Source organism: Roseofilum capinflatum BLCC-M114, assembly GCF_030068505.1.
GTDB lineage: Bacteria > Cyanobacteriota > Cyanobacteriia > Cyanobacteriales > Desertifilaceae > Roseofilum > Roseofilum capinflatum.
Window position 1 is genome coordinate 135,079 of record NZ_JAQOSO010000092.1, and the last position, 24,879, is coordinate 159,957.

Annotated in this window: 18 protein-coding genes, 1 pseudogene and 1 riboswitch; of the genes and pseudogenes, 8 read left to right on the forward strand and 11 right to left on the reverse strand. The window is 47.6% G+C overall.

Going from position 1 to position 24,879, the window contains the following annotated elements; translation table 11 throughout:
* The first annotated feature begins 149 nt into the window (after positions 1-149).
* Complete coding sequence (gene pheT, locus PMG25_RS17935; protein WP_283768262.1) at positions 150-2,771, forward strand: phenylalanine--tRNA ligase subunit beta; 2,622 nt, start codon at positions 150-152, stop codon at positions 2,769-2,771.
* A 170-nt stretch (positions 2,772-2,941) separates the two neighbouring features.
* On the opposite strand, the gene PMG25_RS17940 is transcribed toward pheT, so the two are convergent.
* From PMG25_RS17940 to PMG25_RS17950, 3 genes are read right to left on the reverse strand one after another with little or no spacing between them, the layout of a single operon-like run.
* Entirely contained in the window at positions 2,942-3,739 is a 798-nt protein-coding gene (locus PMG25_RS17940) for an Rpn family recombination-promoting nuclease/putative transposase (RefSeq protein WP_283768263.1), read from the reverse strand.
* A 28-nt stretch (positions 3,740-3,767) separates the two neighbouring features.
* Positions 3,768-4,697: a glycerophosphodiester phosphodiesterase family protein gene (locus PMG25_RS17945; RefSeq protein ID WP_283768264.1), complete on the reverse strand. Its 930-nt coding sequence runs from the start codon at positions 4,695-4,697 to the stop codon at positions 3,768-3,770.
* 37 nt (positions 4,698-4,734) lie between these two features.
* Positions 4,735-5,652: an alpha/beta fold hydrolase gene (locus PMG25_RS17950; RefSeq protein ID WP_283768265.1), complete on the reverse strand. Its 918-nt coding sequence runs from the start codon at positions 5,650-5,652 to the stop codon at positions 4,735-4,737.
* On the opposite strand from PMG25_RS17950, the gene PMG25_RS17955 reads away from it, so the two are divergent.
* A complete protein-coding gene (locus PMG25_RS17955; protein WP_283768266.1) occupies positions 5,629-6,627 on the forward strand; it encodes a DUF4351 domain-containing protein in 999 nt (332 codons plus the stop codon). The two genes, PMG25_RS17950 and PMG25_RS17955, sit on opposite strands and share 24 nt — an antisense overlap.
* Positions 6,628-6,985: 358 nt before the next feature.
* On the forward strand, positions 6,986-7,915 hold the full coding sequence (locus PMG25_RS17960) for an alpha/beta hydrolase family protein (protein ID WP_283768267.1): 930 nt from the start codon (positions 6,986-6,988) through the stop codon (positions 7,913-7,915).
* An 11-nt stretch (positions 7,916-7,926) separates the two neighbouring features.
* Here PMG25_RS17960 and PMG25_RS17965 read toward each other — a convergent pair.
* Positions 7,927-8,901 (reverse strand): annotated as a pseudogene (locus tag PMG25_RS17965) (RNA-guided endonuclease InsQ/TnpB family protein).
* 397 nt (positions 8,902-9,298) lie between these two features.
* Here PMG25_RS17965 and PMG25_RS17970 point away from each other — a divergent pair.
* Both PMG25_RS17970 and PMG25_RS17975 read left to right on the forward strand, forming a co-directional pair.
* Complete coding sequence (locus PMG25_RS17970; protein ID WP_283768269.1) at positions 9,299-11,647, forward strand: heavy metal translocating P-type ATPase; 2,349 nt, start codon at positions 9,299-9,301, stop codon at positions 11,645-11,647.
* A 229-nt stretch (positions 11,648-11,876) separates the two neighbouring features.
* Entirely contained in the window at positions 11,877-12,314 is a 438-nt protein-coding gene (locus tag PMG25_RS17975; RefSeq protein ID WP_283768270.1) for an FHA domain-containing protein, read from the forward strand.
* A 166-nt stretch (positions 12,315-12,480) separates the two neighbouring features.
* Here PMG25_RS17975 and PMG25_RS17980 read toward each other — a convergent pair whose 3' ends face one another.
* The gene (locus tag PMG25_RS17980) at positions 12,481-12,894 is read right to left on the reverse strand and encodes a hypothetical protein (RefSeq protein WP_283768271.1); all 414 of its coding nucleotides are present in this window, start codon (positions 12,892-12,894) and stop codon (positions 12,481-12,483) included.
* Positions 12,895-12,950: 56 nt separating this feature from the next.
* Between PMG25_RS17980 and tmk the strand changes: the two genes are divergently transcribed.
* Positions 12,951-13,598 (forward strand): dTMP kinase, encoded by a 648-nt coding sequence (gene tmk / locus PMG25_RS17985; protein ID WP_283768272.1) that lies wholly within the window; start codon positions 12,951-12,953, stop codon positions 13,596-13,598.
* Between the two features lie 385 nt (positions 13,599-13,983).
* On the opposite strand, the gene bchD is transcribed toward tmk, so the two are convergent.
* The 5 genes from bchD to PMG25_RS18010 all read right to left on the reverse strand — a co-directional run bounded on the left by bchD (position 13,984) and on the right by PMG25_RS18010 (position 20,409).
* Complete coding sequence (gene bchD / locus PMG25_RS17990) at positions 13,984-16,008, reverse strand: magnesium chelatase ATPase subunit D (RefSeq protein ID WP_283768273.1); 2,025 nt, start codon at positions 16,006-16,008, stop codon at positions 13,984-13,986.
* Positions 16,009-16,099: 91 nt separating this feature from the next.
* On the reverse strand, positions 16,100-17,635 hold the full coding sequence (locus tag PMG25_RS17995; protein WP_283768274.1) for a mercuric reductase: 1,536 nt from the start codon (positions 17,633-17,635) through the stop codon (positions 16,100-16,102).
* Between the two features lie 284 nt (positions 17,636-17,919).
* Positions 17,920-18,663 carry a TVP38/TMEM64 family protein gene (locus PMG25_RS18000; protein WP_283768275.1) on the reverse strand — a complete coding sequence of 248 codons (744 nt, stop codon included), beginning with the start codon at positions 18,661-18,663 and terminating at the stop codon, positions 17,920-17,922.
* Positions 18,664-18,790: 127 nt separating this feature from the next.
* Positions 18,791-19,846: a putative bifunctional diguanylate cyclase/phosphodiesterase gene (locus tag PMG25_RS18005; protein WP_283768276.1), complete on the reverse strand. Its 1,056-nt coding sequence runs from the start codon at positions 19,844-19,846 to the stop codon at positions 18,791-18,793.
* A gap of 179 nt (positions 19,847-20,025) precedes the next feature.
* Positions 20,026-20,409, reverse strand: a complete 384-nt coding sequence (locus PMG25_RS18010) for a response regulator (protein WP_283768277.1) — start codon at positions 20,407-20,409, stop codon at positions 20,026-20,028.
* 299 nt (positions 20,410-20,708) lie between these two features.
* Between PMG25_RS18010 and PMG25_RS18015 the strand changes: the two genes are divergently transcribed.
* On the forward strand, positions 20,709-21,410 hold the full coding sequence (locus tag PMG25_RS18015; protein ID WP_283768278.1) for a hypothetical protein: 702 nt from the start codon (positions 20,709-20,711) through the stop codon (positions 21,408-21,410).
* A 38-nt stretch (positions 21,411-21,448) separates the two neighbouring features.
* Here the strand turns inward: PMG25_RS18015 and cobW are convergent, their stop codons facing one another.
* Positions 21,449-22,489: a cobalamin biosynthesis protein CobW gene (gene cobW, locus PMG25_RS18020; protein ID WP_283768279.1), complete on the reverse strand. Its 1,041-nt coding sequence runs from the start codon at positions 22,487-22,489 to the stop codon at positions 21,449-21,451.
* Between the two features lie 25 nt (positions 22,490-22,514).
* Positions 22,515-22,669: riboswitch (cobalamin riboswitch) on the reverse strand.
* A gap of 535 nt (positions 22,670-23,204) precedes the next feature.
* On the opposite strand from cobW, the gene PMG25_RS18025 reads away from it, so the two are divergent.
* Positions 23,205-24,794 carry a serine/threonine-protein kinase gene (locus tag PMG25_RS18025; RefSeq protein WP_283768280.1) on the forward strand — a complete coding sequence of 530 codons (1,590 nt, stop codon included), beginning with the start codon at positions 23,205-23,207 and terminating at the stop codon, positions 24,792-24,794.
* Positions 24,795-24,879: the final 85 nt, after the last annotated feature.

Consider the following 24,879-nt stretch of genomic DNA (forward strand, 5'->3'; position numbering starts at 1 on the left):
GGCAATTTCCCTATTTTCCTGGTATTTTATCATTAATGCCGATCAACCCATTCTCCTGTCCCGACGCGCCCATCTTGGCAAAGGGGCCGGTAGGAGCGCACAATAAACAAAGGATTGAGAGAGACTTTTAGAGAACAAACCCCCATCCCATGCGTATCTCACTGAACTGGTTGCAAGAACTCGTCGATATTACCCTGTCTGCCGATGAACTCGCTCATACTTTGACCATGGCAGGCTTTGAAGTGGAAGACATTGAAGACCGCCGCACTTGGGCGGACGGAGTGGTAATTGGGGAAATTGTGGAAGCTGCACCCCACCCCAATGCCAATAAGCTTCAAGTCTGTCAAGTTAATGTTGGCGCGGATGAACCCCTGAATATTGTCTGTGGAGCGGCTAATGCTCGCCAGGGAATTCGTGTCCCGGTGGCAGTGGTGGGGACTTATCTGAGCCAAATTGACTTGAAGATTAAACCGGCGAAACTGCGGGGAGTGAAATCTCATGGCATGATTTGCTCTCTGTCGGAATTGGGACTGGAAAAAGAATCGGACGGGATTCATATTTTTACCCAAGAGGACTTAACCCTGGGGGCTGATGTGCGTCCCCTGTTGGGTTTGGATGATGTGGTTCTGGATCTGACTTCGACGGCTAACCGCGCTGATGCTCTGAGTTTGGTGGGTATTGCCAGGGAAGTGGCGGCGCTCACAGGTGCGGCGCTGAAATTGCCGAAGCTGGAGCCGTTTAATCCCCCTGGGCAGAATGGGAAGGTGGTGGTGAAGCTGGATGAACAGGGCGGGAAGACGAAGAATGATAGCCCTTATCCTTGTCCAGTTTATATCGGTACGGTGATTGAAGGTCTGCAACTGATGCCTTCTCCGGCTTGGCTACAGCAGCGCTTGGTGGCTTCGGGGGTGCGCCCGATTAATAATGTGGTGGATATCACTAATTATGTGCTGTTGGAATGGGGGCAACCGCTCCATGCTTTCGATTACGATCGCCTCCTCACCCTCACCAACACAGAATCCCCTACCCTTGGAGTACGCTTTGCCCGCACTGGGGAAACCCTGGTGACGCTCGATGGGCAATCTCGCAATCTGGGGACTGGGGCGAAGTCGGATACTCTGGTGATTACGGCAAATGACCAACCGGTAGCCCTCGCGGGGGTGATGGGGGGAGAAGCCACAGAAGTCCATGACCAAACTACCCGCATTTTACTCGAAGCTGCCCTCTTTACGCCCATCGTCACTCGCCGTTCTGCTCGCTCTCAAGGACTGCGAACTGAGGCTTCTGCCCGCTATGAGCGTGGGGTAAATCCGGCGGAGTTGGAAGTGGCGGCAGCACGGGCGATTCAACTGTTGCAAGAGTTGGCTTCTGGGCAAGTGGTGGCTGGAGATATGGCGGATTTTCGAGGCGATCGCCAAACCTGGGATCGGCAAATTTCCCTGCGTTGCGATCGCGTCAAACAGGTGTTAGGTTCTCCGTTAGCCAATCCCGGAGATCCCGATGCTGAACCAGAGGAAGGGGAACTGCTACCGGAAGATGTGGAACGGATTTTAACGGCTTTGGGCTGTACTCTGGAACGACAAGAGACTTCAGCCAGCTCCCTGAGCGGAGTCGAAGGGAGCGCCCCGACTTGGTTGGTCACGATTCCCCCCTATCGCACCCGTGATTTAGAGCGGGAAATCGATCTGATTGAAGAAGTGGCTCGCTTGTATGGCTATGATAACTTCTGTGAAACCCTACCCGCCCAATCGGAACCGGGCTATCTACCGGCTGATGAGTGGATTGCGCGGCAGTTGCGGGAGGCTCTGCGAGGAGTTGGCTTGACGGAAGTGATGCATTATTCCTATGGTCTCAGTCATCTGCGCCAAGATAGTTTGCTTTCGGCAGATTCCACTCAGGTGGCGATCGCCAATCCCCTGTTTACGGAATACTCCACCCTCCGCACCGAGTTATTATCGAACCTGATCTTGGCATTTCAGTACAATTTAGAACAAGGAAATGGCCCCCTAAATGGCTTTGAAATGGGCAGAGTCTTCTGGCGTGATGAAGATGGACTCATGGAAGCGGACTCTGTAGCGGGTATCATTAGTGCTGCGAGTGTGGGCAATTGGGTGCGCGGGGGCAAACCGGCAACCCTAAGCTGGTATGAAGCTAAAGGGCTTTTAGAGGCAGTGTTTGAGCGGGTGGGATTATCGACTCCAGGGGGTATTCTACCCGGTTCAGGCATTGCCCAAACCCAGGTCGAGTATCAACCCCATCAACAGGATAAGCGCTTTCATCCAGGGCGCACCGCTTCCTTGTGGTTGCAAGGGGAACGGTTAGGAACCTTTGGCCAACTTCATCCCCAGTTGTGTCAGGAGTTGGATATTCCGGATGAAGTGTATGGGTTTGAGCTGGATTTAGAGGTAATTTTGGCGACACTGGAACAGGATGAGAAGCTGCAACCGATTTATCAAGGGTATTCCACGTATCCGGGGAGCGATCGCGATTTAGCCTTCTTTGCCGATCGCCAAATTTCCGTCGCTGACATTGAGAAGGTGATGGCGAAAGCAGCAGCGAAAGGACAACCGAAAGGCTCATCCTTATTGGAATCTATCGAAGTCTTCGATCAGTATCAAGGGGAAAATGTACCCGAAGGACAACGCTCTTTAGCCTTTCGTCTCGTGTATCGAGCAGGCGATCGCACCTTAGCCGATGCCGATGTAGAACCCATCCATCAACAGGTACGAGATGCCTTAGTCGAGAAATTTAGCGTCACCCTCAGAAGTTGATGAAGGTTTTAGGGTGCGTTATTGAACGCACCCTAGTGCCGTGACACAGCTAAAATAGTGCATTAGCACAGGGTGGGTTAGGCGGCTAAAATCTAGACTCTGACAGCAATCTATCAATCCGCCGTAACCCACCATTTTAGGGTTGTCACGGCACTAGGGTTGCTTCCCCTTTACTCCGGCTGCTTTAAATGAGCAAGAGTCTCAGTCACCGTTTCTAGGGGTAAATCCAGTAATTCGGCGATCGCCTCCGCAGGAAGTCCATAACTGAACATACGAGGAATCGCTTGTAATTTAGCCTCTTGTTGCCCAATTTGTTCCCCTTCAGTAAACGCTTCTTGATACACTTTCGTTTGTTTGATATCGCTCAGTCCTAGCATGGCTTCTATTTCCTCCCGGCTTTTTTGCGGCAATTTGTAAACAATAATCGTTTCAATTAAATCAATCAGGTTTTGCTGTACCTGTTGTGCGCTCAATTGGCTTTTGGTTTGTTCAATCAGCCTTTTAGCCAATTGGGGCGCTGTCTGTTCTTTCTCTATTATTAGCTTAAGCACCCCCAACCCTAGGGAGCTTTGGGGCAGTTCATTCAGGTAAATGCGTGTCACTTGGGGAAGCAGCAGTTGAGTGCTAAAGTGGAGGGCATTTTCCCGTTCGATGTTGCGGTTGGGGTAAATCACCACAACTTGCCAAGGGTGAGGAGGTTGGTATTGTTTGAGGTAGAGGAACAGTTCGCTAAACAGGCGATAGTAGAGAGTCTCATCCGGTTGAAATTGGACTTCCGTGAGGTAAAAGGGGAGTTCTGGGTTAGGAGTGCTGGGGAGAAAAAGTCCATCTAAGCGAAAAGCCAGTTGTTTGACTTCAACGGAGCTGAAGGTATAGAGGTTAGCGGTACTGGAGGGCAGTCCGCATACTTCAAAGAAGAATTCAGGGAAATCTTGGAAGACTTTGTAGAACAGGGTGTCGGTTTTCATGGGCGGCTGACACTTGAGGATGATTTAATTATAGATCGACATCTGGAAAATCGGTAATTAAACCATCAATACCCAAATTCATAAATGCGTACATTTCTTGCTGCCAATCCCCAGAAAAATTGGGTAAAACGAACTGAGATTCACGGCGAAATGTCCAGACATTGACGGTTAAATTCAGATCGTGACATTGCTTCACTAAATCTTGTCTACCGTTTGACCACAATAGTTCTTTATGTAATCCCAGACCACTGGCATATTGGGCGATTTTAGTTAATTCGGGAATACTGAGCAACTGTTGATAGGTGACTGAATCCCCCTTCATCATGCGATCGTAGGGTTGATCCTCGGCTTGTGCCATCAGTTGAATAAGACGCAAACCGGTTAAAGAGCGCAAATACTGCAAGCTTTCGATTTCAAAGGATAGAATTAAAATTGGGTCTAGGGAAAATTTATAGCCTTTGTTGTTCAGTAATTCGATTAATCGATCTTCAATGGGTAACCCAATACTGCGAAAATAATGGGAATGTTTAATTTCGATATAGAGAGTGATGGGGCGCTGTAGTTTCTGTTGGCTGACTTCATGCCATTGCAAAACTTCCGACAGGGTTAAAATCGGATATTGGAAATCATAATCAGAGGAGCGAAAACTAAAGGGTTCTTTGGCGCGTAAAGTCTTGATTTCTGCTAGGGTTAAATCTTCCGTAAACCAACCCTCTAGGGTATGCCCATAGATGGTTTTAGTGGTTCGATAATGGGATAACTCCGGATGGCTGATGATATCGGTGCTGTCGCTTAATTCAGAATCATGACGCACCACTAGCTCGCCGTCTTTAGTGGGGACAATATCTAGTTCTATCGCCTCCGCACCTTGGGCGATCGCCAACTCATAAGCCGCTATGGTATGCTCCGGACGATATCCGCTCGCTCCCCGATGGGCAATAATCACCGGTTTTGACATCCTAACAACCCCCTACCCATGTTTAATTGTTCATTGTTCATTGTTCATTGTTCATTGATCTAATCCACTCTACCAGCGCTTGATTCACCTCTTGCGGTTGTTCATCATAAACACAATGTCCGGCTGCTTCAATTTCCACCAACTGAGCCAGGGGATTTTGGGCAGCCAATAAGCGCCCCTGCTCAATTGAAAAAATGGGGTCTTGCTTGCCCCAAACCAGCAAGATGGGCATCTGTAGCCGGGGAAACACCCGCCCCACATGGGGGGTATACTCCCGATCATTTTTCGACAGGAACAGACGACAGAGAACATCCACCGCTCCCGGATCTTGCGGAGGGGTAGCAATACTGTTCACTAGCTCCTCATCCACCCGATCCTTATTCACATAAACCGAGCGCAACCCTTGACGCACAAAGGGAACCAACAAAGGGGGATAAAACAGGAGACGAAACAGAGGAACCAGTAGAAACTTAGGCGTGAGTAGCCCTTCGAGAGATGCAAGGTTAGCTTGCACTGGAGACTCAAACAACTCTTCGCGGGAAGGGGGAACTGTGAACAATACTAACCCTTGTACCATCTCTGGATAAGTATCGGCGATCGCCAGCGCCACCGAACCCCCCAAAGAATGTCCCGCCAAAATCACCGGGCGCTTAATCATCGTCCGCCAAAACTCATACACCTGAGCCATCCATAACGGCGAACCATAGCGCTCTGGAGCCTTTTGCGACATCCCAAACCCCAGTAAATCCAGAGCATAAACCGAATGAAACTCACTCAAGGGTTGCAGATTATAGCGCCATTGGGCAAAACTAGAGCCAAACCCATGCAAAAACACAATCGGGATCGCCTCCAAGCGCGATAAACTGCGAATATAGGTATAGCGGATACGCCATCCTCGCCAGATCCAAGTCCGTTGTGCCCCCATCGATTGATGAGTAGATTTAAGATTCATCATCTGGATCATCCTCCCTATTTTCTCCTGGCTCTCATGATTGACCACGATCGATTATTTAAGGAACTCCTCTCGACTTTTTTTGTCGAATTCCTGCAATTATTCTTCCCTCAAGTCATCCACTATATCGACACACAATCTATAATTTTACTCGACAAAGAAGTATTTACTGATGTCACCGAAGGCGAGAGACATGAAAGCGATTTAATCGCCCAAGTCCAGTTTCGCGGCAAACCCTCTTATTTTCTCATTCATATAGAAGCCCAAGCCACTTCCCAAAAGGACTTTGAGCAACGAATGTTTGTCTATTTTGCTCGCTTACATGAAAAATTCGCCTTACCCGTTTATCCCATCGTCCTCTTCTCCTATGATACACCGCTCAAAGAAGCCAAAAATCAATATAAAGTCACCTTCCCTGATTTAAACGTTTTAGAATTTAACTATCAGGTCGTGCAACTCAATCGCCTCAATTGGCGCGATTTTCTCAATCAGCCCAATCCCATCGCTTCTGCTTTAATGGCTAAAATGAAAATTGCCCCCCAAGATAGACCCAAAGTCAAGGCCCAATGTTTACGATTATTAACCACATTGAAGCTAGATCCAGCCCGGATGCAGTTAATCTCAGGATTTGTGGATACCTATCTCAAGCTGAATCGCTCAGAAGAGCTAGAATTTGAACAGGAAATTAGCACATTTACCCCATCGGAACAGGAGTCAGGTATGGAAATTATCACCAGTTGGATGGAAAAAGGAATTGAGCGAGGTATTGAGCGAGGTATCGAGCGAGGCATTGAACAGGGCTTCATCCGAGAGAAGGAATTAATTCTCCGTCAGATTAAACGTAAGTTGGGAGACATTGATTCTGGACTGGAAACCGAAATCAAAGCTCTAGATATTGAGCGAGTAGAAGATTTGGCAGAAGCCTTACTAGACTTTAATTCGGTTGAAGATTTAACCGATTGGTTAAATCAAATCTAGGGTGAGGGCTAACGACATTCCTTAAAATGGCCCAATAAAATTCTCCATCCCGGTCGAGAAAATCGGGCACACCAAGCGGATACACCATCCTCGTCAGATCCAAGTCCGTTGTGCCCCCTCTCCTGTCAGAGAGGGAGTGATATTATTATAGTTTTCCATGATGTAAGCGATGATAAAAATATTCCAATCTAGAGAACCGAAGAAATACTGAATATTCAACAAAAACAAAAAAATACACAAAATATTAATAGGTTATATCATAAATGCTCGACGATAAAATAAGGATAAGCTATAATACCATAGGAACCATAGTAAGTATACTTGCTTGAATTTCCGATTCATTACACCTCATCAACTCATGACTACACAAAACATTCCTGAAGATAAGCTAAAAACCATCAAATTCCTAGCAGAGTTTGCTGTGCGCCCGATGTTTAGAACCCCAGTTCATAAAAAACCTGATGAATATGGGATTACAGATTACGAAGATATTTACTTTCCCTCTGATGATGGTGTCCCCCTTGAAGGGTGGTTGATTCGTGCTAAAGATTCTGACAAATTAATTATTGCCAATCATCCCATGCCCATGAGTCGTTCTGGATTCACCGGCCACTGGGGTCAGCCTTGGAGTGATGTCGATGATCTTGAGGTTGATTTTGTTAAGGCTTACGCTCATTTAGTTAATGCTGGATACAATGTTTTAGCTTACGACTTACGCAATCATGGCAATAGTGGCACGGCTAATGGGGGCATTTGCGGGATTGGACGCTATGAATGGAGAGATTGTGTTGGAGTCAAAAAATATGTTGATTCTCACCCTGAACTGCAAAACATGACGATTGGTTTACTCAGTCGTTGCACGGGGGGAAATGCCCAATATGAAGCTATTCATAGATTCCCAGAATTATTCAAAAATGTCAAGTGTATGATGAGTCCTTTGACTGTTTCTATGACGGCTTTGATGACCGCCTTTGCTACCCTCCAAGGGGTTGGAGAATATATGGATGTGATTGACTTTGAGCAAGTGAAGCTCGGTGGGTTCAAAAATAGTGAAATGACTCCTCATCTCTTTGCACCTTCTGTGAAAATGCCTGTTTTTATCAGTCAGGTGCTTGATGATATGTGGACGGATAACCCAAAAGATGGTCAAACCACGTTCGATTTATTAGCATCTGAAGAGAAAGAGATTTTCTGGATTGAGGGAACTAAAAGACGTTTTGATGGTTATAACTATTTTAGTAACAATCCGGAAAAAATGATTGCTTGGTTTGACAAGTATATGAATTGACACTCCCCGACCTAAAGGTACGGGGATTCTTGGTTCACGGAGATTACTTGCTTAGACAGAATTACTTCTGAGAAAGTAGAGGTATTCTCTCCCCAAGCGTTTATTGGGTCTAGCCCAAAAGTTCCCGTATGCCCTACGGTACTTAGTCCTTTTTTCAAAATATTGATGGCTGCATTTTCGTCTCGATCCAATACACAACCACAAGTACATACATGGGTTCTTGTTGATAGAGATTTTTTCACCATTTCACCGCATTTAGAACAGTTTTGAGAAGTGTAGTTGGGTGAGACAGCAATTGTTATCTTGCCGTATTTAATCCCAAAATACTCTATCCATTCTCTAAATTGATGCCATGCCGCATCATTTATACTTTTAGCTAGACAGTGATTCTTAACTAAGTTTTTAACTCTTAAATCTTCATAAGCTATCACATCGTTAGAGTGAACTACGCACCTGGCTGACTTTACAGCAAAGTCTTTACGTTGCCTACTGATTTTAAGATGAGCTTTAGCTAATCTTTGTCTAGCTTTTTGTCTATTTTTACTCCCCTTTGTCTTTTTGGATAAACGTCTTTGAAGCGTTTTTAGTCGTTTCTCAGACTTTCTCAAGAATTGAGGATTCTCTACCTTGTTCCCCTCACTATCCGTATAAAAAGAAGACAAACCCACATCTAAGCCAATTCACTTACCTGATGGTTTAACCTCTTCTTTGACTTCACAAGAAAGCACAAATTGACAATAATAACCGTCCGCTCGTCTAATCAGTCTGACTCGTTTAATATCAGACTTTTGAAAATAAGCTAAATCCCACGTTCCTACTAACTTAAGAACGCCTATATTATTCTTGTCGGTGAACTTAACAGTTTTAGGGTCAAGAAGTTTCTACCCAGATTGCTTATACTCAACAGAGCGACTAAACTTCTTAAACTGAGGATAGCCTTTTTTCCCTGGTATTTTGCGTTTACAGTTATTGTAAAACCGACTAATTGAACTCCAAGCACGTTCAGCAAACGTGCTTGGAGTTCAATTAGTATAGCGCACCAAAAGTTGACTTGACAACCTTGAAATTTCAAAAGCCGTCCTAAAAGGACGTTGCTCTAAACCCAAATTTTCGGTAATATCAAATCCAAATAAGCAGTTACACTCCCAAACCTCTCTCGGAGTGGGAGGGGGTCTAAAGATGTATCTAATCTATTCGAGAACGGCTATATAGCAGTAAGGTGGGCAGGCTCTGCTTGTCGCTAACTGTTCCTCAACCCTACCGATTGGTTTAAATCGGATGAGTTGGAAAGTCAAGTACATTTTTAATGTTCAATTCAGTGGGCTTGCTCTAAATTGCTCTAAACTAGACCAGAGATCGTCGTGGAGAGTTCTAGAGCAGCCTATGCAAGTTGTTTCTGTTTCCCAAACCCCAGTCCCGGAAGATGCCCTATGCCTCGAAACCCTCACCTTAGATGTGACGGGAATGAAATGTGCTGGATGCGTGCAAGCGGTGGAACGGCAACTGATTCAACAGCCAGGGGTTCGGTCTGCTTGTGTGAATTTAGTTACGGCGGTGGCGGCGGTGGAATATGAGAGTGGAACTGTCAATGGCGCTCAATTAGCTGAAAAACTGACGGAATCGGGATTTCCGAGCCAACTGCGATCGCCGGAAAACCTCGGTAATTCCTCACTTTCTCCCCAACAACGGTATCAACAGGAACTGAAAGCGCATCAAAAAGAACTGGCGATCGCCGCTACCCTATTGCTCCTCTCCTTTACCGGCCATGGCTTTCACCATTTACCCCTGCTCAGTTCCATGGTCTTTCACTGGGGTTTAGCCACCCTCGCCCTCTTGTTTCCTGGGCGAGCCATTATCCTGGAAGGAGCGCGGGGACTGTGGAACAATAGCCCCAATATGAATAGTTTAGTCGGCTTGGGGGCGATCGCCGCTTACACCACCAGCACCATAGCCCTCCTCTTTCCCCAAACCGGATGGGAATGCTTCTTTGATGAACCGGTGATGCTCCTCGGCTTTATTCTCCTCGGTCGTACCCTAGAAGCCAGAGCCAGAAGCCAAGCAGCCGCCGATCTCAGCGCCCTCTTAGCCCTGCAACCGAAGCGAGCGCACCTCATTCCCGTGGGGTCAAGTACCGATGAAACGGCTGTGGATATTGCTGCCGAAACCGTCAAAGTGGGGGAATGGTTGCGCGTGCTACCGGGGGAACTCTTTCCCGTGGATGGGCGCATCGTGGGAGGAGAAACCACGGTGAATGAAAGTATGATTACTGGCGAAGCCATCCCCGTAGCCAAGCAAGGGGGAGATCTCGTCAGCGCGGGAACGGTGAATGAGTCAGGACTGGTGACTCTGGAAACCACCCGCGTCGGTTCAGACACTACCCTGGGGCAAATTATCCAATGGGTGGAAACGGCCCAAACCCGCAAAGCGCCCATTCAACAACTGGCGGATAGGGTGGCCGGTTACTTTGTGTATGGCATCATGACGATCGCCACCTTAACCTTTCTCTTCTGGCAACTGGTGGGGGTGCAACTGTGGCCTCATGTTCTGGTAACCGGTGAAACTGCCTATTCTCCCGTCCTATTAAGCTTAAAATTGGCGATCGCCGTTTTAGTCATCGCTTGTCCCTGCGCCCTAGGGTTAGCCACCCCCACCGCCATCTTAGTGGGCACGGGTATTGGGGCAAAACAAGGTATCCTCATCAAAGGAGGTCAAGCCCTACAACAACTCAACAGCATTAACCTCATCAGTTTTGACAAAACCGGAACCCTCACCCAAGGCACGCCCGTAGTCACCGATTGTATTCCCAATCCTGACTTAGGTTGGACAGGAGATCGCCTCCTCAGCATTGCCGCAGCCGTCGAACAGGGAACCAACCATCCCCTCGCCCGTGCGATTTTAGACGCAGCCAAAGAGCGAGAATTACTCTTACCAACGGCGGAAGGCTTCCAAACTGTTGCCGGTTATGGCGTGCAAGCCTGGGTAGAGCAACAACGGGTACTCCTGGGAACCCCGGAATGGTTAGTACAACAGGGCATTGTTTTACCCGCGAATACAGAGGAGATCGATCGCCTGGCGCAAGAAGGTAAAACCGTCGTGGCGATCGCCCTCAACGGAACCTGGGCCGGATGGTTAGCCATCATCGATCCCCTGCGTCCCCAAGCCAAAGAAACCCTAGACACCTTGCGAAACATGGGCTTAAGAGTGATGATGTTAACCGGCGATCGCCAAGAAACCGCCCAAGCCATAGGCAAAAAACTCGGACTTAAAAGCCACGAAATACAGGCAGAAATCAAACCCGAAGCCAAAGCAGAGGCGATCGCTAAGTTACAAACATCTGCCCGCGTTGCCATGGTCGGAGATGGCATCAACGACGGCCCTGCCTTGGCTCAAGCCGATGTCGGTATCGCCCTCCAGAGTGCCACCGAAGTAGCCATGGATACCGCACAACTGGTTTTAATCGGCGATCGGCTCACCGACCTTCCCCAAGCCATCACCCTCGGTCGAGACACCTTCAGCAAAATTCGCCAAAACCTCTTTTGGGCCTTTGCCTACAACATCCTCGCAATCCCCCTCGCTGCCGGTATTCTACTCCCCCAATTCGGCATACTCCTCTCTCCAGCCACTGCCGGCGCATTCATGGCCTTCAGTTCCATCAGTGTCGTCACCAACTCCCTCCTCTTGCGCCGTCATTACCCGACTTCACAATCTGGCTCCCATCCATTAGAATTGTGACTTTGTATTCCCACATCAGGGCCGCAATTACCCAGATAGTCTACTTATGTTTTCCCAAAAAAGACTCTCAAATCGGGCCACTATCTTAATCCAGACCGTTTAAACTAGAAAAGGAATCCGGATATATACGGTTAATCAGGCTTTTTGTCCTTGACCCTATCCCGAAAATCGCCCAAATCAGGACTCAACCCTAATTTATTGATGTTATTGAATAGGTATACGCTGAATAATGACCGAAACCTCATCTGCCCAACCCAACCAAAATCATCTCCTCATCATTGAAGACGATAAGGGACGGCGAGAATTCACCCTCGAAGCTCCAGTTTACTCCCTAGGTCGCCATGAACAGAGCGATATTCGTCTGTACTCCCAGTTTGTCTCTCGTCGTCATGCCACCTTAGTCCGGTTACCCAAAGAAGATGGGAGTTACTATTACCGAATTGTTGATGGTAATCTCAAGGGTAAAGGTAGCGCCAATGGAATTGTGGTCAATGGCAAGAAAGTCCCCACTCACGACCTCAAAAACGAAGATGAGATTGTCTTTGGCCCCCAAGTCCAAGCCCGTTATTATCTGTTAGTCCGGGAAAACGTCCCCACAACTCCAGCCTCCGATGAATTCGATATTACCTTAATTAGTCCAGGTATGATGGGTGAGGATGATATGTAGTGGCGATCATGGGTAATGGGTAATGGGTAATGGGTCAACCCTGGCTGTCTATTTTTGGGTAAAACCCGATTTCCCGATTCCCTTTTCCCTAGTCCCTTCAGCAAAGAACAAGAGCAGCTCAAGCAATGATTTTCTGATTACTCCTGACTCAGGAGTGACCATCCGCCTATCCAGGAACGGTATCAATCAACTTTAATTGACTGCTTCCTTCAATTTGCTCGCTAACCTGTTGGAACAGTTGATGGCAGTGATTGTCCATTTGTAAGGGCAGTTCTTCGTTTTTGGCCACTAAGGTCATTTTTATTTCCGTTTCAGTCGCGGTTGTGTTATCAATTAACACTTCCACGGTGACTAATTTGCCAAAGGCGACTTTGCCAGGCTTTTCGCGTCCCATGAGGTACTCGGCTGTATCGTATTGAACCTCAATATTCAAAGATTTGAGAATCTCAATCAACGACTGCCGGAGATTGTTGTTGGGAAGCGCTACTGTAAATAAACAAGTGTACCGAGCCATAAAACACTCCGGACGTAAAACACAGATAATTTTCACTATATTATCGAAACTCATCTTACCAGTCATTCTCTCTCTTGTTGAGATGAGAGGATGAATGGGATTCATACGATCGCAAAAAAACTATGATTGTGGAACCATTACAGCGTTTTTCCTCTGGGTTGGGCAAGTTAATTGTGTTTGAGGGAATTGAGGGCGCAGGAAAAACGACTCAAATCCAGCAAACCTCTGATTGGCTTCGATCTTGGCTTTCTCAAGAGATTCTGATTACCAGGGAACCAGGGGGGACACCTTTAGGCGAACGACTGCGAGAGGTTTTGTTAGCGGATGCTTGGGTTCATGATACCCCAGAGTTATTATTGTATGCCGCCGATCGCGCCCAACATATTCAGGAGTTGATCCAACCGGCGCTGAAGGCGGGAAAAATTATTTTATGCGATCGCTTTACCGATTCTACCGTTGCCTATCAGGGTTATGGGCGCGGTTTAAGTCTAGAGTTAATCCATCAACTCAATCCCATTGCCACACAAGGCATCGAGAGTGATATTACCCTGTGGTTAGATGTGGATGTGGAAACAGGACTCCAGCGAATGCGCCAAAGGGGTCAGGCCGATCGCATGGAAAAAGCCGATCTAGCCTTTCATCATCGCGTTAAACAGGGCTTTGAAACCCTCGCCCAAACCTATCCAGAGCGAATCATTCCTATTGATGCCAATTTACCCCCAGACCAGGTACAGGCTCAGATTCGCACGGCTCTAACGTCCAGATTATAATCCTTCGCAGATCGTAGGGTGGGCAAGTTTTAAAGTAAAATCTTCAATTGTGTGATTAGACCTTGCCCACCTTACAGCCAAGTCAAGGTTCAGGTGTGTTCAGTAAAGCAAACCGATCAGAAGCAGTCTGATTTTGCTTTTTGTCAGAAAATGATAGGACTGGCTCGATATGGCGTGAGTATATTTTTGAATGATATTAATCAGATGAGGCCAGGAAGATTGGAGGAAGTTCCAGAGTTAGCGGCTCATGATATTGAACAGTTTGTGTCTATGCTTAAACACAACTTTACTCTGTCCAGTATAGAGGTTAAGCATTACCCAGAACCAACATCGCAACCCACAATGGTTCATGTAATTTTGTAAGATATAGGCTTGACCTGACCGATCATTTGGATTTGATGTCGGCGATCGCACTTTTGGCGACTCCGGCGATCGCCTGATCGGTGGCTTTGGGCAAGTGATAATAACTACCACGGGCAGTTTTCGCCAACTCTTTACCAAACCCGGTGGAAATAAACTTGCGCTCGGTGTCAATCACCAATAACTTAATCCCTAACGCACCAATGCGGCCGGCAATTTCTAGTAACTCATTCTTAATATCCGGTTTTTCCTCCCCTTCCATGGGTTCGCCCAAGGAACGAGCCAGGGGAATATTACCGCGACCATCCGTAATTGCCACTACAACCACTTGACCGATATCCCCCGATTGTTGGGCGTTCATGCCCACCCGCACGGCGGTACTCAAGCCATGGGCTAGGGGAGAACCGCCGCCACAGGGCATCACTTCCAGTCTACGGCGGGCAGAGGCGATCGAACGGGTGGGGGGTAACAACACCTCCGCTTGCTCCCCTCTGAAGGGAATCAGCGCCACCTGGTCGCGATTTTGATAGGCTTCCGTGAGCAGTTGCATCACCGCACCTTTGGCCGACTGCATCCGGTTGAGGGCCATGGAACCCGACGCATCTACGACAAAAATCACCAGCGCCCCTGACTTGCGGGCTAACCGTTTAGAGCGCACATCCCCTGATTCCACAATCACCCGGCGGTGGGGGTTACGAGCGCGTCGAGCTTGCTGATAGGGGGCGGCTGCGCGGAGGGTGGCATCGACGGCAATACGGCGCACCTTACCTTTGGGTAACATGGGTTTAACATAGCGGCCGCGATCGTCCGTAAATACCAGGGTACGACTGCCCGATTTTCCTTGCCGTTTGGCCATTTGGGCAAAATAGAGAACATTGGGATCGAGAACCACCCCTTCCGGGTCGAAGACAAATTCTTCGGGGATACTTGGCTCCTCCGGTTCATTGGCTTCTGGGGGTTCTTCTTGGTCTTCCTCTTGATCTTGATCCTGATTTTGCTCCTCATCATTCTGATCATCTTGATCTTGGGAAGATTCCGGGGGAGGGGGAGGCGGTGGGGGTTCTTCCGGTGGAGGGGCTTGAATCACGGTGGCTCTGGGCACGATCACCAGTTGGACGGCGGTGCGTAAATCTTCGGCACTGACTTCCGTGCGTCCTTCTAAGGCTGCGGCTGCTTTGGCTACTTTGACGGCAAAGAGTTCAGCGCGATGACCTTGCACGGCTCCCCGGATGGCTTCCTCTACCAGGTAGGAGACTTGTTCCGGGCTAATGGTGACATCTTTGAGCCATTCCCGCGCCAGTAAAATTTGGGTTTTCAGGTTGTCAATTTCTTCGGTGTAGCTCTCTAGGAAGGCTTGGGGGGATTGGGTGTAGGATAGGGCTTGGTTTACCGCGTCTACCCGTTGGTCGAGGCCGAGAACCCCATCGGCCGAGAGGCTAATGGCAATTCGGTCGAGGAGATGTTCCCGGAGTCCGCCTTCTTCGGGGTTGTAGGTGGCGATGAGGATGGCTTGACAGGGGTGTTCAATACTGATGCCTTCCCGTTCGATGCGGTTGCGTCCTTCACTGAGAACGGTGAGCAGTTGGTTACTGATTTGGTCATCGAGGAGGTTGATTTCATCCACGTAGAGAACGCCTCGATTGGCTTTGGCTAGAAGTCCCGGCTGGAAGATGGTGGCTCCTTGTTTGACCGATTCTTCCACATCCACTGAGCCTAAGAGCCGGTCTTCGGTGATACCGAGGGGGATTTGCACAAAGGGGGCGGGGATAATTTCAGTTTCTGGTGCGTCCGCTTCTGGATGTTCGGCATCCTGGGGGGGTTGGTTCCAGAAGGAGTCTTTGACAATTTCGATGGGGGGAAGCAGGTCATGGATGGCTCTAGCCATGACGGATTTGGCTGTACCGCGACGGCCGGCGATCGCCACTCCCCCTAATCCCGGATCGACAGAAGCCAGCAGGAGCGCCAGTTTGATGGCTTCTTGGCCAATGACGGCAGTGAGGGGGAAATTTCGGGAGGGGGCGATCGCGGATGGAGGCTCGGTAACAGGCATGGTATATCGATAAAAGCTAACCATCCTCTAGGATACCGAAAAAGGGGATAGGGAAGATAGGAGGATGGAAAATCAAAGATATGTATGTTCTCTAGGAGAGTTGAGTCAGAAAGCGGAGGAAGCTCTTGGTTTTGGGAGTTAGGAGGGTCTTTTTGTAGGCATCGGCGGCTTTTTTGATGGCTTCGGCTTGGGTGGGATAGGGATGAATGGTGCTGGAGAGTTGACTTAAACCGATTTTAGCGGCGATCGCCGTCGTCACTTCACTAATCATATCCCCCGCATGACGAGCTACGATAGTCGCACCGACAATCTTATCCGAACCTTTGCGATAATGGATTTTCACAAAGCCTTCGGTCTCCCCATCGGCGATCGCCCGGTCTACACTACTCATTAAGACCTTAATCGTCTCAATTTCTATGCCCCGCTCTTGTGCCTCCCGTTCATAAAGTCCCACATGGGCAATCTCTGGATCGGTATAAGTTGCCCAAGGCATAATCAGATCGCTTAACTTCGATTTTCCTAACCCAAAGGGAGAAAATAAAGCATTCTTAAGCACGATTCTCGCCGCCGCATCTGCTGCATGGGTAAACTTCCAATTCATACAAATATCGCCAGCCGCATAAATTTTCGAGTTAGTCGTTTGCAAATAATCATTCACTTTCACCCCTTTGCGGTCATAGTCCACCCCAACCCCTTGTAAATTCAGTCCTTCCACATTAGGCGCACGACCTGCACCGGCTAAAATTTGATCGACTTCTAAGCTATAAGATTGACTGCTCCCTTGAGTTGAAAAATGAATTATTTTCCCCTCTGGACTGGCTTCGACTCTCCCAATTTCACTCCTTAAAACCAATTGAATCCCTTCTTGCTCAAATTGGTTTTGAATAATCTCGGCTGCATCGGGATCTTCTCGGTCTAACAAATGTTCTTTATTGTGAAATAACGTCACTTGAGCGCCCAATCGATGGAAGGATTGGGCTAACTCACAACCAATGGGGCCGCCCCCAATCACGGCTAATCGTTGGGGACATTCAGTGAGATTAAACACGGTTTCATTGGTTAAGAATCCCACTTCTTCTAAACCCTGAATTTGCGGACGCACTGCCCTTGCACCGGTGGCAATCACTGCTTTTTTAAACGGTAGGGTTTGCCCCGCTACTTCAACCCGCGAACTCCCACTAAATTGCGCTTCTCCTAAAAAGACATCAATTCCTAAACTCTGGAATCGTTGTACAGAATCATGGTGACTAATGCCGGCGCGAATTTTTCGCATCCGTTCCATCACTTGGGCAAAATTAATGTTAAGTTCCTCGGAGGGATGAATGCCAAAATTAGGGGCATTGCGGATATCTTGCACGACGCGAGAGGAGCGAATCACGCATTTTGAGGGCACACAACCAAGGTTTAAGCAATCTCCTCCCATTAAATTCTTTTCGACTAAAGCGACTTTTAAGCCTAAATCTAATCCGGCAGCTCCCGCAGCAACGACTAACCCGGCGGTTCCTGCACCAATGACGACTAAATCATAGCGATCGGCGGGGGTGGGATTGACCCAATCTGGGGGATGAACCTGATCAATTAACTGTTGGTTAAATTGATCCATGGGATGTAAATTTAGGGATGACATTGTGTTAAGCAATAAAGGACAAATGAGAGTTTTCCCTCTCCCTTTCATGTCCGCTTTGCGGAAAATCCCTCTCCCTTGGGAGAGGGACTTTCTCCCCTTCTCCTGTGGGAGAAGGCTTGCCCTGAGCGAAGCCGAAGGGGGCTGGGGGATGAGGGAAAACAGATACAGCGCTTCGCGCTAGGCAAAAGGCAAGAGGAAAAAGGAAAAAGTCTTGTGGCAAAAGGTTTTGAGCGTTCAACCCTGTATTCCATAACAGAGCAAAGTGCTGTAAAATTGTTCATTATTCATTGTTCATTGTTTATTGCTCCATCCAATGCTTTTCGGGCAATTTTGGTGACATAAAGGGTAACGGCGACGGTGGCGATAAATCCAATAATCCGCAGTGTCCAAGTAATGGTTGGGTTAGAGGGTTGATCGCCTGTGCCAATCGTGGCTAGATCTCCGGCGAGGGAACCAATATAAACATACATGATTGTGCCGGGAATCATGCCAATGGAACCGATGAAGTAATCTTTGAGGGTGACTTGGGTTAAACCGTAGGCGTAGTTGAGCAGGTTAAAGGGGAAGACGGGAGAGAGTCGGGTGAGAAGGACGATTTTTAAGCCTTCTTCACCAACGGCGCGATCGATCGCACTAAATTTGGTGTTCCCGGCGATTTTTTGGGCAATCCAATCCCGTGCTAAGTAGCGTCCGATGAGAAAGGCGGCAGTTGCGCCGAAGGTTGCGCCGATAAAGACGTAGAGGGAACCGAAAACAACCCCAAAGACGACTCCTGCACCGAGGGTGACGATGGAGCCGGGGAGGAAGGCGACGGTGGCGATAATGTAGAGGAGGATAAAGGCGATCGCCCCGATGGGGCCGAGGTTTTGGATATTTTCTAGGGCAGAGCGGAGTAGTTCTTGGGGGTTAAATCCCGTGCTATTGGGGAGATCTTGGGCAAATACAGGGGTAGCGGTAACCAGAAGGGCGATCGCCCCTATGGACAACAGGAATAAGACTTTGCGAAGGGTTAGATGGCGATCGATCATCAATTCAGAGGTTCAGTAGCACTATAAACCATCCTCTCACACTACTCTGAGGAACTCCTGAGAATACGATAAAACCCGGTTATGACCGTTGTTCAAGGTTGAAAGGCATCCCTGCACCCTCTCTGTACTAGCGAATGGGACAAGAGAGTTGATTGTTCATCCAGGCGATCGCCAAATGTTCATCAATGGGTTTAGAAAAGAAATAGCCTTGAAAATACTGACAGCCTAACTCTTTCAGCTTCTCAAAGTCTTCTATTGTTTCCACCCCTTCAGCAATCACCTCTAGACCCACATCTGAGGCAATCAACAAAATTGCTTTAATTAAATTCCATTGTTGCTCTTTCAGGAAAAATCGGTCTATTTTTAAGCCATTCACTGCTAAATTTTTCAGGCGACTCAAGGAAGAATATCCCGTACCAAAATCATCAATATCAAACTGAAATCCTAAATTCCTCAACTCTTGAATAGTATTCGTTGCAACTTCCAAGTTTTCCATTAACATCGTTTCCGTAATTTCTAAACGGATTTCATGGGGGTTAATCTCTAACTCTTTCAGCAAGGATTGCAACTGGTCAACAAACTGGGGATGAAGTAGCTGGAGAGGGGACAAATTCAGATTCATCAGTAATGCATAATCTGAGGGTAGGTTATTCTTCCATCTCTTAAGCTGGTGACAGGATTGACGAATCACCCACTGACCAATATCGTGAATCAGCCCCGTTTCTTCGGCCACGGGGATAAATACATTGGGTGAAATCAGTCCCTTCGTCCCATGATGCCAACGAATGAGGGCTTCAAAGGCGATCACTTTTCTCGGAGATAAAGAGACAATCGGCTGATAAACTAAACTTAACTCTTGTTTCTCAATCGCTTGCTTGAGATCCAATTCTAATTGAATTTTTTCTAAGTCTTCTTTCTTAAATAGCGTTAGAGGAAGGGTGGGTTGATGCTCAATGGTTTGGGCCAAGCGTTCTAAGCGGCCAATGTTCTTAATGGCCATGGACAACATATACTTGCCTTCGGCCGATTCTGGGTTAACGTGCCCACTTTGCATTAACCGAACCACACCTCGAATGGAGGTGAGGGGGGTGCGGAGTTCATGACTTAATAGCATAATCGCTTCGTCTAGGGAGAGTTCGGGGTCAAAATCCGGGGGATCGGATCTAAGAGTGTTCTTATCCATGATCGCGATCGCCCCAATCAGTTGTTTGTTTAGTCATCATCACCTTTACCTTAGATAGGGAATGTGAAATTCTTGTGAAAGCATCAGCGATCCCTTGATTCGCATCACTCCCTAATGTTGTTCATTATTATTTAAATGATACCAGATGATCGACTCCCGACTCTTGGCGATCTTCTAAATTATCTCTCTTGCTGGGACGCTAGAGCTTCCTCGATTTGATTGGGTAATTCTAAAGGATCGAAGGGCTTAATCAAGACTGCAATTACGCCTAATGCAGCAGATTTACGATGAGTATTTTGAACCTGTGCCGTTAACCAAATCACGGGAATATGCCGGGTGTTGGGATTGGATTTTAAGAGCTTTAGGGTCTCTTTACCGTCAATATCAGGCATCATTACGTCCAAGAGAATGACATCCGGCTGATGTTGTTCTGCTAACTCTACTCCTTCATATCCAGATTCTGTAGCGGTTACCTGCCACCCTCTCAACTTTTCTAGGCTAATCCGAGCAATTTCTCGGATGTCCATTTCATCATCGATCATCAAAATATGTTTAGTTGCCATGTGAGGAAGCGTTCCCTGCTCAGAGCTAGTCTATGGAAAGTTTAGTAAGGTGAGATTTAATGACTATTTCTCACCCTACAACGGAAGTGAGAGTAAAGCAATAGCTGGCGATCCCTAGTTTCCTAGAGGTTGAAAGGGGTCAGGGCATGGCCCTTGTGGTTGCCTTCACAAGGTACAATGGAACAGGTTCACCTTTGGGGAAAGCCATCTTCAGCTTTCCAGTGGGCCTTTTAATTCTCTATTTCTATCCCTCTCCCTGCCCAGGAGAGAGCCGTCCACCTTATTTCCTGAAAAGAACCTTGTCCAATAGTCAAGATAAGAGTAATATTAGTAACCTTATTTGTCCTCCAGAATCGGATATCCAATATCGGAGTACCGGTTTAATTTGGGGGCGCTATATCCCTCAACCGGATGATAAAGGATTCCAACTTAGAGGGTTAATTGTTACAGAGGATAATCAGTTCTTCCCTGCTTCTATCCGTTGGGGTTACTTTTTTAAGTGGCTGGAAAAGGATGATAATTTGCAACAGTTCCATTGGTTTCGGTGTTGGACAAAACCCGATCGCGAAGCGGGCTATCATTTTATCCTCCGCAATGCCCTGAACCCTATCCCGGAGAACCTCAGTGATGATGTGTTTTCAGTGCGCGGTCAGATTATTTTTAATTATGGTGGCAAAATAGCAGTTCGCATCAATCCCAATCGTAAAGACCCCAGTTCTAAACTAGAGAAGCCATTTAAAATCACGTTTCAGGGGATATTACCGAGCGAACCCAAAACGACTTTAGGGGAGTTTTGGGATTTTATTTTGGGTCGTGAGGGTAAGACGTTGGTGATACTCGAAGCGAGAAAGGTTAAAGACCGCTTAAAAGATCGCAAACCGAAAGGTAAGGGTAAACCCGGTGGGAAGCCCCATCTATCCAAACCCAAGCCGGTTTCTGAAGAGTCTGATTCTGAGCCTTCTGCATCCGAGTCTGCTAGAGAAGAATCCTCAGAATCATGACTAGGCCTTGGCTTCCCTGGGAATCCTGAATAGGGCGGTTAGTTTAGGTGATTGAGTAGAGTTTCGATCGCTGGACGCTCTAGATCTCGACCAATGAACACGAGCCGGGTTTGGCGCGGTTCGTTCAGTTTCCAGGGACGGTCATAGAAGGTATCAAAGCGGTTACCGACTCCTTGCAGGACTAAGCGCATGGGTTTATTGGGCACTTGGACGAAGCCTTTAATGCGGTAAACTTCGTGGTTTTGGACAAACTGCTGTAGGGTTTGGGTGAGTTGTTGGGGGTCGAAGGGGCGATCGCACACAATCTCCACTGAATTAATATGGTCATCATGGTCATGCTCTTCTTCATGATCGTGGTGACTCGGACGAGAGTCCAAATTATCCTCAACCGCAGCATTAAAGCCTAATAACACTGCACTATCAATTTGCCCTTGATGACAAGAAACTTGTTTAACCGCAGGCGAAACCTCCTGTTTTAACCAATTTTGCACGTGCTGCAAACCGGAATCATCCACCAAATCCGTTTTCGTCAACAAAATCAAATCCGCACAAGCCAATTGATCCTCAAATAATTCCTCAATCGGAGTTTCATGATCCAGATTCGGATCGGCCTTTCTCTGCTCCTCTAATGCCTCTAAATCCCCCACTAAAGTCCCCGTGGCTAAAGCATGACTATCCACCACCGTCACCACCCCATCAACCGTTGCCCCATTGCGAATTTCCGGCCAGCGAAACGCTTGAATCAGGGGTTTCGGTAGGGCCAGCCCGGACGTTTCAATCACAATTGAATCGAGATCCTCTCGACGCTCTAATAGCTTTTGCATCGTGGGATAAAATTCCTCTTGCACCGTGCAACACAAACAGCCATTGGTCAGTTCCACAATATTATTATTGGGGTCTTCCTCTTCATCGCACACTTGACAGGAGCGCAACAAGTCCCCATCAATGCCAACTTCGCCAAATTCATTGACTAAAACAGCGATTTTACGCCCTTCCTGATTTTGGAGCAAATTACGAATCAGGGTCGTTTTGCCTGCCCCCAGGAATCCGGTGATAATGGTTACGGGAATTTTGTGCATGATTCTGTACCTCGCAGAATAGTGATTAAACCAACTCACTTTGGCGGGCATCCTGACTTAGAGATGATGCAGATGTTCTTTATCTCCTTACAGTTGCGGGACAGCGTTGGATTTGCACCAAACTTTCCCCGTTACCTCTGATGGCTGCTCCCCACCAGAACCGAAGCATCGCCGATTCTACCATAAATCTAGGAGCGAAAATTTTTTCGCCCCTACCGATCTCCATCAGTAGGTAAGGTGGGCAGGGTCTGTTGGTCGAATTTGAATGATGTCGCTCTCTCCTCCTGCCCACCCTACATCGCTTTTGAGTAGCAGGTCGAGCATCGATGCGATCGCGCCAACCTTGTAGGTTATGAAGTCCCTCAACCGAAACTTTGGCCCAAGGGTATGATCTCACCCAGGGATAAGTGGCCATATCAACAATGGTAAACTCCTTTTCAGACCCAATTCCGGGCGATCGATGCAGTTAACTGTCAACTTCTGGAAAGACAAGGTATGATAATTAAGTAGGGATGCATAACTTAAAAGTCATACCTAGATTGTAATTCATGATTGGATCACTGAACCCAGTCGCTTGGTATAATTACCCTCAACTTCCAGATAAAGGTAGCAATTAGAGCGACAATGACGATCGAGTTAGGCGCTTAACCCAGTCATAATCAATCTAGGATCGTCCTATCCTGGCAGTCAAACTTAAGAAGCGAGTAAGGCCTCAATGAGCTACTGCGTTAACCCAGTTTGTCCAAATCCAGAAAATTCTCCCAATGCTCAAGTTTGTGCTGCTTGTGGCTCCAAACTATTGCTTCGAGAGCGTTATAACATCTCTAAACTCTTGGGACAAGGTGGATTTGGGGCAACTTTTCTGGCTCAAAATTTATCTCTTCCGGGGAATCCCTATTGTGTGATTAAACAACTGCGCCCGGCTTCGACTTCTCCACAAACGCTGCAAATGGCTAGAGAGCTGTTTCGGCGAGAGGCGAAAACCTTGGGTAAGATTGGCAATCATCCCCAACTGCCGGGTTTACTCGATTATTTTGAGACGGAACAAGAATTTTATTTAGTTCAGGAGTACATTAGCGGAGCCACCTTAAGCCGAGAGGTGAAACGGGGAGGGCCGTTTACAGAGGCAGGAATCAAGCAGTTTTTAAGTGAATTATTACCCGTTATTGAGTATATCCACTCTAATCAAGTCATTCATCGAGATATTAAGCCAGCCAACTTGATTCGCCGCAATCAGGATAAAAAATTAGTCTTAATTGATTTTGGGGCAGTTAAGGATCAGGTCAATCCGACCAAAGTCGATAATAGTTCAGATCAAACCGCATTAACAGCGTTTGCCATTGGCACTCCCGGATATGCACCGCCAGAACAGATGGCTCTGAGACCGGTTTATGCCAGTGATATTTATGCAGTGGGTGTCACCTGTATCTATCTGTTAACGGGTAAGTCTCCGAAAGATTTGGGTTACGATCCGGCCACGGGAGAAATTTTGTGGGAACGACAGGTACAGGTGAGTGACCATTTAACTCGTGTGTTGAAGAAAATGCTCGATGGGTCGGTTAAACATCGGTATCAGTCAGCTCAAGATATTTTGAAGGCTTTGGAGTTAGAGCCTTATTTGGATAGTTTGGCTCAGGGGATGTTAACGGGGCCGGTGAAACCTACCTCAGACACTTCTTCTAAAGGAACAGGCAGCCGGAATACGGGAAATTCTGGGCCGAGTACCCATTTGTCTCGGTTTGGGGTGTCGATTCGATCGCGCCAATCGAGGTTACGAGGCGGGGGGAATACGGGGCTTTCTAATACGTCTCTTTCCACTCAGGCCAATTCTGGCCCGACTTCGGGGCCAAGTGGGGGGTCAAATAAGCCCAAGATTCCGACTCGTTTGAAGGAGCAGGAGTTGGCGACTTATTATGCTAAAGGGCGGCGAGATTTTGTCGATCATGATTTGAGCGCCCTGAATCTTCAGGAGATGGTGTTTCCAGAGGCGAATTTCCGAGAATGTAAGTTTGTGAAGACGAATTTGGCACGGGCGAATTTGTTTCGCTCAGATTTTACGAAGGCCCGTTTGAAACAGACGATTCTCCGAGATGCGAATCTGAGTCGAGCTTATTTTAATTATGCGAATCTGGAAGGGGCAGATCTGCGAGGTGCTGATTTGAGTTATGCCTATTTGAGTAGTGCAAATTTGAATGGGGCAAATTTGTGTGGGGCGAATTTAACGGGGGCTAAGGTGACGGATCAGCAGTTGAAACGGGCGAGAACGAATTGGAGAACGGTGTTACCGAAGGGTCGCGGAAGGTAGTGGACTGTTGCTCTTTGAGTGCAATATGTGAGATATAGCGCTTTCCGCTTCGCGGACATGAACGCGCTAGGGAATAGGGAATAGG